The sequence below is a fragment of the Microtetraspora niveoalba genome, assembly GCF_001570405.1.
In the GTDB taxonomy this organism is placed as follows: domain Bacteria; phylum Actinomycetota; class Actinomycetes; order Streptosporangiales; family Streptosporangiaceae; genus Microtetraspora; species Microtetraspora niveoalba.
Genome location: NZ_BBYM01000039.1, coordinates 74,302 through 80,310, shown reverse-complemented (window position 1 = coordinate 80,310; position 6,009 = coordinate 74,302). Strand labels below are relative to the sequence as shown.

5 protein-coding genes are annotated in these 6,009 nt (G+C 67.9%); 3 read left to right on the top strand and 2 right to left on the bottom strand.

The window, feature by feature from the left end:
- Positions 1 to 599: 599 nt before the first annotated feature.
- Together AWQ70_RS31445 and AWQ70_RS31440 are read left to right on the top strand one after the other, a co-directional pair.
- Positions 600 to 1,664: an AI-2E family transporter gene (locus AWQ70_RS31445; protein ID WP_067184242.1), complete on the top strand. Its 1,065-nt coding sequence runs from the start codon at positions 600 to 602 to the stop codon at positions 1,662 to 1,664.
- Between the two features lie 61 nt (positions 1,665 to 1,725).
- Positions 1,726 to 2,136, top strand: a complete 411-nt coding sequence (locus AWQ70_RS31440) for a hypothetical protein (protein ID WP_067184238.1) — start codon at positions 1,726 to 1,728, stop codon at positions 2,134 to 2,136.
- 19 nt (positions 2,137 to 2,155) lie between these two features.
- Here AWQ70_RS31440 and AWQ70_RS31435 read toward each other — a convergent pair whose 3' ends face one another.
- The gene (locus AWQ70_RS31435; RefSeq protein WP_174552440.1) at positions 2,156 to 3,460 is read right to left on the bottom strand and encodes a hypothetical protein; all 1,305 of its coding nucleotides are present in this window, start codon (positions 3,458 to 3,460) and stop codon (positions 2,156 to 2,158) included.
- A gap of 160 nt (positions 3,461 to 3,620) precedes the next feature.
- Here AWQ70_RS31435 and AWQ70_RS39415 point away from each other — a divergent pair, with 160 nt between their 5' ends.
- Entirely contained in the window at positions 3,621 to 3,803 is a 183-nt protein-coding gene (locus tag AWQ70_RS39415) for a hypothetical protein (RefSeq protein WP_157530660.1), read from the top strand.
- Between the two features lie 195 nt (positions 3,804 to 3,998).
- Here the strand turns inward: AWQ70_RS39415 and AWQ70_RS31430 are convergent, their stop codons facing one another.
- Positions 3,999 to 5,624 (bottom strand): chitinase, encoded by a 1,626-nt coding sequence (locus AWQ70_RS31430; protein WP_067184232.1) that lies wholly within the window; start codon positions 5,622 to 5,624, stop codon positions 3,999 to 4,001.
- Positions 5,625 to 6,009 lie beyond the last annotated feature (385 nt).

The following is a 6,009-nucleotide window of genomic DNA, read 5'->3' as shown; positions in this document are numbered from 1 at the left end:
TTCACATGAATGTCAACCAAAGGAATCCATCCCCCCACACCGCAATGAGTGCGGGCAAGGACGGGGTTGTGCATCATGCACTGGCTTTTAGCACACTGTTGAGTTCTCAAGAAACGGACGCGACCACCATCACCTCAGACTCGAAACCGAGCCATCCGCTCCGGGGCGTTACATTCGCTTCACTTACCGCTATTCTCTCGTGTCGCCCGATCCGTGTCAAACCGTCCCGTTTCGGAACACTTGACCCGAACCCCGCAACCCTGAGGGAATCGCAGCCACCCCGTCTCCGGGGCAACCCCTCCAACTTACCAGATCCTTGTCCGCTTCGCGAACGAATGACCAGGAACTGATCGTTTGAGGAGACTTGTCGAGTTTAGCCCACGCCGTCCCATGCTCGAGCCACCCAGCGGAACCACTGAACCGCCTGGCAGAAGGAGAGGGAAGACGCCGGACTGCGCCGACCGGACAAGATTAACAGCTCGCCCAGAGTGTTCGAGCCGCGAATCGCCGGGACAGGCCGGGCGACAGCCGTACCGGGGGCGGGTGCTCGCGAACGGGCGCGGATCGATCTTTGTCCCTCGATCAGGTAGAAACGGGAGATGGCTGAACAGCGCGCTCCCCGGGCTCTCATCGTGTTGGTGTGCACGGCCGCCGCAGTCATCACCCTGGCCGGCATGCAGGCGGTCCAGTCGATCGTCGGACCGGTGATCCTCGCGCTGACCCTTGTCATCGCCGTCTCGCCGCTGCGCGAGTGGCTCTATCGGCGCAACGCCCCCGGCTGGATGCTCGTCGTGGTCCCCCTGCTGGTCCTGCTGGTGGTCCTCCTCGGCATGGTCGCCATCCTCAGTTTCGCGGCGGCCCAGCTCGCCATCCTCGCCCCCACGTACGCGCACCAGTTCAACGAGGTCATCGCGAGCCTCCAGCGCTGGGCCGCGGAGCTGGGCTACGGCAGCGCCGAGATCAACAAGGCCCTCGCGTCCATCGACTTCGGCAAACTGATCGAGCTGGCGCAGAGCGTCTTCTCCGGCCTGCTCGGCGTGTTCTCCAGCCTCTTCCTCATCGTGGTCATGCTGCTCGCGATGAGCCTGGACGCGCCGGTCTACTCGCGCATCATGAACGCCGCCCGGGCCGACCGGCCGGCGCTGATCACGGCGTTCACCACCTTCACGCACAAGACCAGGCGGTACCTGATCGTCTCGACGATCTTCGGCGCCATCTGCTCGGCGCTGGACATCGTGGCGCTGTACGCCCTGAGTGTGCCGCTCCCCCTGCTCTGGGGAGTCTTCGCGCTGATCACGAACTATGTGCCGAACATCGGGTTCATCCTGGGCCTGATCCCGCCCGCCCTCTTGGGGCTGCTCGAAGGCGGCCCGAAGACGATGATCCTGGTGATCGTCGCCTATATCGCGATCAATGTCGTGATCCAGTCCTTCATCCAGCCGAAGTTCCTGGGCGATGCCGTCGGGTTGTCCACCACGATGACGTTCCTGTCGCTGATCGTCTGGACCTGGGTGCTGGGCCCGCTGGGCGCCCTCCTGGCGATCCCCCTCAGCCTGCTCGTACGCGCGCTGCTCGTCGACAGCGACCCGAACGGCAAATGGGCGGCCGCACTCGTGTCCGGCCGGTTGCCGTCACCCTCGAAGGCACCCGACACAACCGTCTGACCTCGTACGACGCGTGGCGGCCGTCCCATCCGCCCGGCGGCGCGACGCGTATGGTCGAACCATGCGGCGATGGGACATCGACGAGCGGCAGACCGGGATCGCGGACGGCTCGGCCATGGACCCGGAGGTCCGACAGCTGCTGGACTGCATGAGACGCGACGGCTGGGTCACCGAGGAACCCGAGGTGCACCTGCTCCCGCACCTGCGCCGGGCCTGCGGCTCGGCGTGGCTGCTCACCGGGCAGCGGCTCCTCCCGGACGGCGTCTACGAGGTCACGGTCTCGCTGGCCGGCGACCAGGAGGGCGTGCACATCCACCGCGACGCCATCCGCCTGCTCTCCGCGGTCGCCGAGTCCGTCTTCTTCGTACGGCAGCGCGAGCCCGGGGTGTTCGACTGCGTCACCGGCGTGCTTGAGGGCGACAGCCCGGGGTTCAAGAGCCACGGCCACCTGATCCGGCTGATCGTCAAGTGACGGGCGCGGCCCGGCCGCGTCAGGAGGACGACGTATGCTCCGGCAGTACCGGCGAGACCGCGGGCGCGTGCTGAGGCGCGCTGGTCGGCAGCGCCCTGCGACGGCTCCACGGCATGCCCGCGATGAGCACCGGGAACAGCACGATGGAGCTGATCGCCCACGGCGAGTGGAGCTCACCCCACTTGGCGCCGGTGAACTGCGTGAGCACGAGATAGCCGATCGCCGCCCAGACCGTGCTGCCGATGATCACCGGCCAGGCCCAGCGGGTGGGCCGGGCGACCAGGAACGGCATGAACCACATGAGGTACTGCGCGCCGAGCCGCGGCGTGAAGATCATGAAGGCCAGGACGATCGCGATGGTGACGTCGATCGGATCCGCCTTGCGCCACCAGATCAGGCAGGCCACGAGCGACGCGTAGATGAGGTACTGACCGATCTTGAGCGAGGTGGGGCTGAGCACCCAGTCGCCCCCGTTCAGCACCGCGGTCCAGCCCCAGTCGCCGGTGATCGGACGGACGTCGCTGGGGCGCAGGCCGATCGTCTTGAGCACCTCGGGAAGCTGGTTCCACGCGGTCCAGCCGCCGATCGGCAGTGTCAGCAGGAACAGCACCGGCGGAATACCGACACCGATGAGCGAGACCACGCGGGAACGGAGGCCGGGCAGGAGCATCAGCATGCCCGGGACCAGGATGACCGGCCAGCTCTTCGCGCAGAGCGCCATCCCCATGAGCACGCCCGCCCACAGGGCACGCCCGGTCGCGGCACGGTCGGCGTCCGTCGGATGGGTGAAGCGGCGCAGGAACTCGGCCGGCCGCCGCCACGGGAGCGTCTCGGGAAGCGTCCAGCCGTTCGAGCCCCGGGCCACGACGAACGCCGCGACGGCGAACACCAGCGAGACCGGCTCGACCTGGCCGTGCACCGAGGCGACGAGGATCGCGAGGGGGTTGCACGCGTACTGGAACGCGCGGAGCCTCTCGGTCGAGCCGCCGGCCAGCTTGCCCACGAGCGGGATGAGCACGATGTCGGACACGACCGTCACCAGTCGCCCCGCCACCTCCCACGGAATGCCGAACCAGAGCAGCAGTCCGTACACGTACGGGATCGTGGGGAGGAAGTGCCAGCCGCCGTTGCTCTCAAGCACGGGGTCGCGGTGGTTGAGGATCGCCTCTCCCGCCGGGCGGAAGCTGTTCACGAAGTCGATCGGCTGCCAGCTGTCCTTCGCCGACAGCACCATGATCAGGACACGGAAGCCGATGCCGACCGCCAGAGCGACGGTGAGGGATGGCTTCCATCCCTTCCGCTGTGCCAGGAGAGCAAGGAGCACACCGGTGACGAGAACGAGGCCCGTGGGAATCGCGTAATCCATAACGGTCCCAAGACTGCCCGATGGGTGGCTATATCGGCCACTCAGGGAAGGAAGATTTCGGGGATTTCCGCGACAGAGCGTCGTAGTGTAACTACAGAGAGTTAAATTGGGGGCAGTGATGAAGGTGCGCTTGTGGATCGTGCTCGGGGTGGCCACGTTCGTGGGGATGGTGATCGGGTTCCTGTCCCCGTCCCGGAGCGACAGGCACGACGCGCGGCGCTGGGCCGCCTACCGCGCCCGCCGAGACGCCACATTCGCCAGGAAATGCATGGCCTCGCCGGCGGAGGCCGGCACGGCGTGAGACGGACGAGGCGCCGGTCGCCGGTCCCACCACCGCGTTCGAGGGCCGGACGTATTTCCGGTGACGCATTTCCGGTGACGCATTTCCGGTGACGGCTTTCCGGTGACGGCTTTCCGGTGACGGCGACGGCGACGGCGGCGGGCGGATCGATCGCGACCCGCCCGCCGTTCAGCCGGACTGTACGAAACCGGGGATCTACCCGAGCCCGTCAAGGTAGGCCCGGTGGCTGCGCGAGAACTCGAAGCCGTTGTACTTGTCCCAGTTGACCGACCACGTCATCAGGCCGCGCAGGCCGGGGAAGACGCCATGCGGGCGGTAGGAACCGCAGCCCGCGCCCTTCGCCAGACAGCCGAACGCCTTCTGGACCTCGGCGACCGTGGTGAACCCGTTCCCCGCGTACGGCGCGGCCGGCAGGCCGATCGCCACCTGCTCCGGCCGGAGCGGCGGGAAGACGGTCCCGCCGGCCACGGGGAAGCCGGTGAGCAGCATGTCGGTCATGGCTACGTGGAAGTCGGCCACGCCCATCGTGTGGTACTGGCCGTCAAGGCCCATGATCGGCCCGGAGTTGTAGTCCTGGACGTGCAACAGGGTCAGGTCGTCGCGCATGGCGTAGATCACCGGAAGGTACGCGCCGGAGCGGGCGTCCGCGGCGCCGTTCGGGCCCGGGCCGTAGAACTGGTAGCCGAGCTGGACGAAGAACGTCTCGGGCGCCATCGTGAGCACGAATCCCTGGCCGTACCGGGCCTTGAGGGTCTTCAGCGCGGAGATCAGGTTGACGATCACAGGGGTGGTCGGGTTCCTGAAGTCGTTGTCGCCCGTGTTGAGCGACAACGAGTGGCCCTCGAAGTCGATGTCCAGGCCGTCCAGGCCGTACTTGTCGATGATGGCGGAGACCGACCGGACGAAGGCGTCACGAGCGGCGGTGGTGGTGAGCTGGACCTGGCCGTTCTGCCCGCCGATCGAGATCAGCACCTTCTTGCCCGCCGCCTGCTTCGCGCGGATGGCGGAGATGAAGTCGGCGTCGCTCTCGACGCTCGGGCATTCGGCCGCCGGGCAGCGGGTGAACCTGATGTCGCCCGATGTCACGGAAGTGGGCTCGCCGAACGCCAGGTTGATGAAGTCCCACTCTTTCGGCACATCCGCCATCCGGACATATCCGGATCCGTTGGCGAAGGACGCGTGCAGGTAGCCGACCAGCAGCCGCTTGCCGCCCGGCGGGGGGCCGCTCGGAGACACGCTGGGGCTGGGCGAGGGACTGGGCGAGGGACTGGGCGACGGACTCGCGGACGGGCTCGGCGAAGCGCTGGCCGACGGGCTCGCGGAGGGGGACGGACCCGCTCCGGGGCCGTCAAGCACCACGTCATCGGCGTAGTAGGCCCCCTGGCCGTACCAGCCGTTGACGTAGATCGCGACGCTCGTCGTGGACGAGCCCGTTGTGAACGACGTCGTGAGCTGCGTCCACGCCGATCCGGGCGACGCCCACGTCTGCGCGTTCACCCCCGTGCCCGAGGCGCCGAGGAACACGTAGTTCCCCCGCACCCACGCCGACAGCGTGTACAACGTCGACGGCTTCACCGCGATCGTCTGCTCACACCGCGCCGTGTCGCTGCCCGCCGGGCTCGCGGACAGCGCCTTCGATCCGGCGTGTACGGGCGACGAGACCGCCTGGGCTCCGGACGAGGCCGAACACATCCACCCCGAGAGCCCGTCCTCGAACCCGGGGTTCACGGCGATGTTCGCGGCATATGCCGTACCTGATGAGAACAGGGAGCCGGCGGCGGCGAGCAGCACGGCCGCGGCGGCGGTCATCGGTTTCTTCATGGGCGTCATCCGTTCGCGAGGCGATGGTCATGGGAACGGGGCGGCGGTGGCGGTTCTCGGCGGTCACCGGGGACCGTGACGTCGGCGCACGCGCGGGCGCGACGGCGGGCCCGCGCCGGTCGGGTCGTCTCCTGCGTACGGGCGGTGTGGGGGCGGGCCGGAACGCGCGATCGGGTCGTGTCTCCCGATGCGGTCTTCACGGCCGCGCCTCCTCCGTGACACGGAGTGACTCGGCCTTCTTTTAATAAAGTTTCCTAACAGTTAGGATGTTAGCTCCGGGCATGCGGGCCGACAAGGCCCAATTCGGCGCGGTCCGCGCTTCCCGCGACTCCGTCGCGCCCCCTGTCGAAGGCATGCCAGGCGGGTGCCAGGCCGCTGCCAGCGG

Bases quoted from the DNA above. Each gene is read 5' to 3' on its own strand.
- AWQ70_RS31445 (WP_067184242.1), top strand. From the start codon at position 600: ATGGCTGAACAGCGCGCTCCCCGGGCTCTCATCGTGTTGGTGTGCACG.
- AWQ70_RS31440 (WP_067184238.1), top strand. From the start codon at position 1,726: ATGCGGCGATGGGACATCGACGAGCGGCAGACCGGGATCGCGGACGGC.
- AWQ70_RS39415 (WP_157530660.1), top strand. From the start codon at position 3,621: ATGAAGGTGCGCTTGTGGATCGTGCTCGGGGTGGCCACGTTCGTGGGG.
- AWQ70_RS31430 (WP_067184232.1), bottom strand. From the start codon at position 5,624: ATGAAGAAACCGATGACCGCCGCCGCGGCCGTGCTGCTCGCCGCCGCC.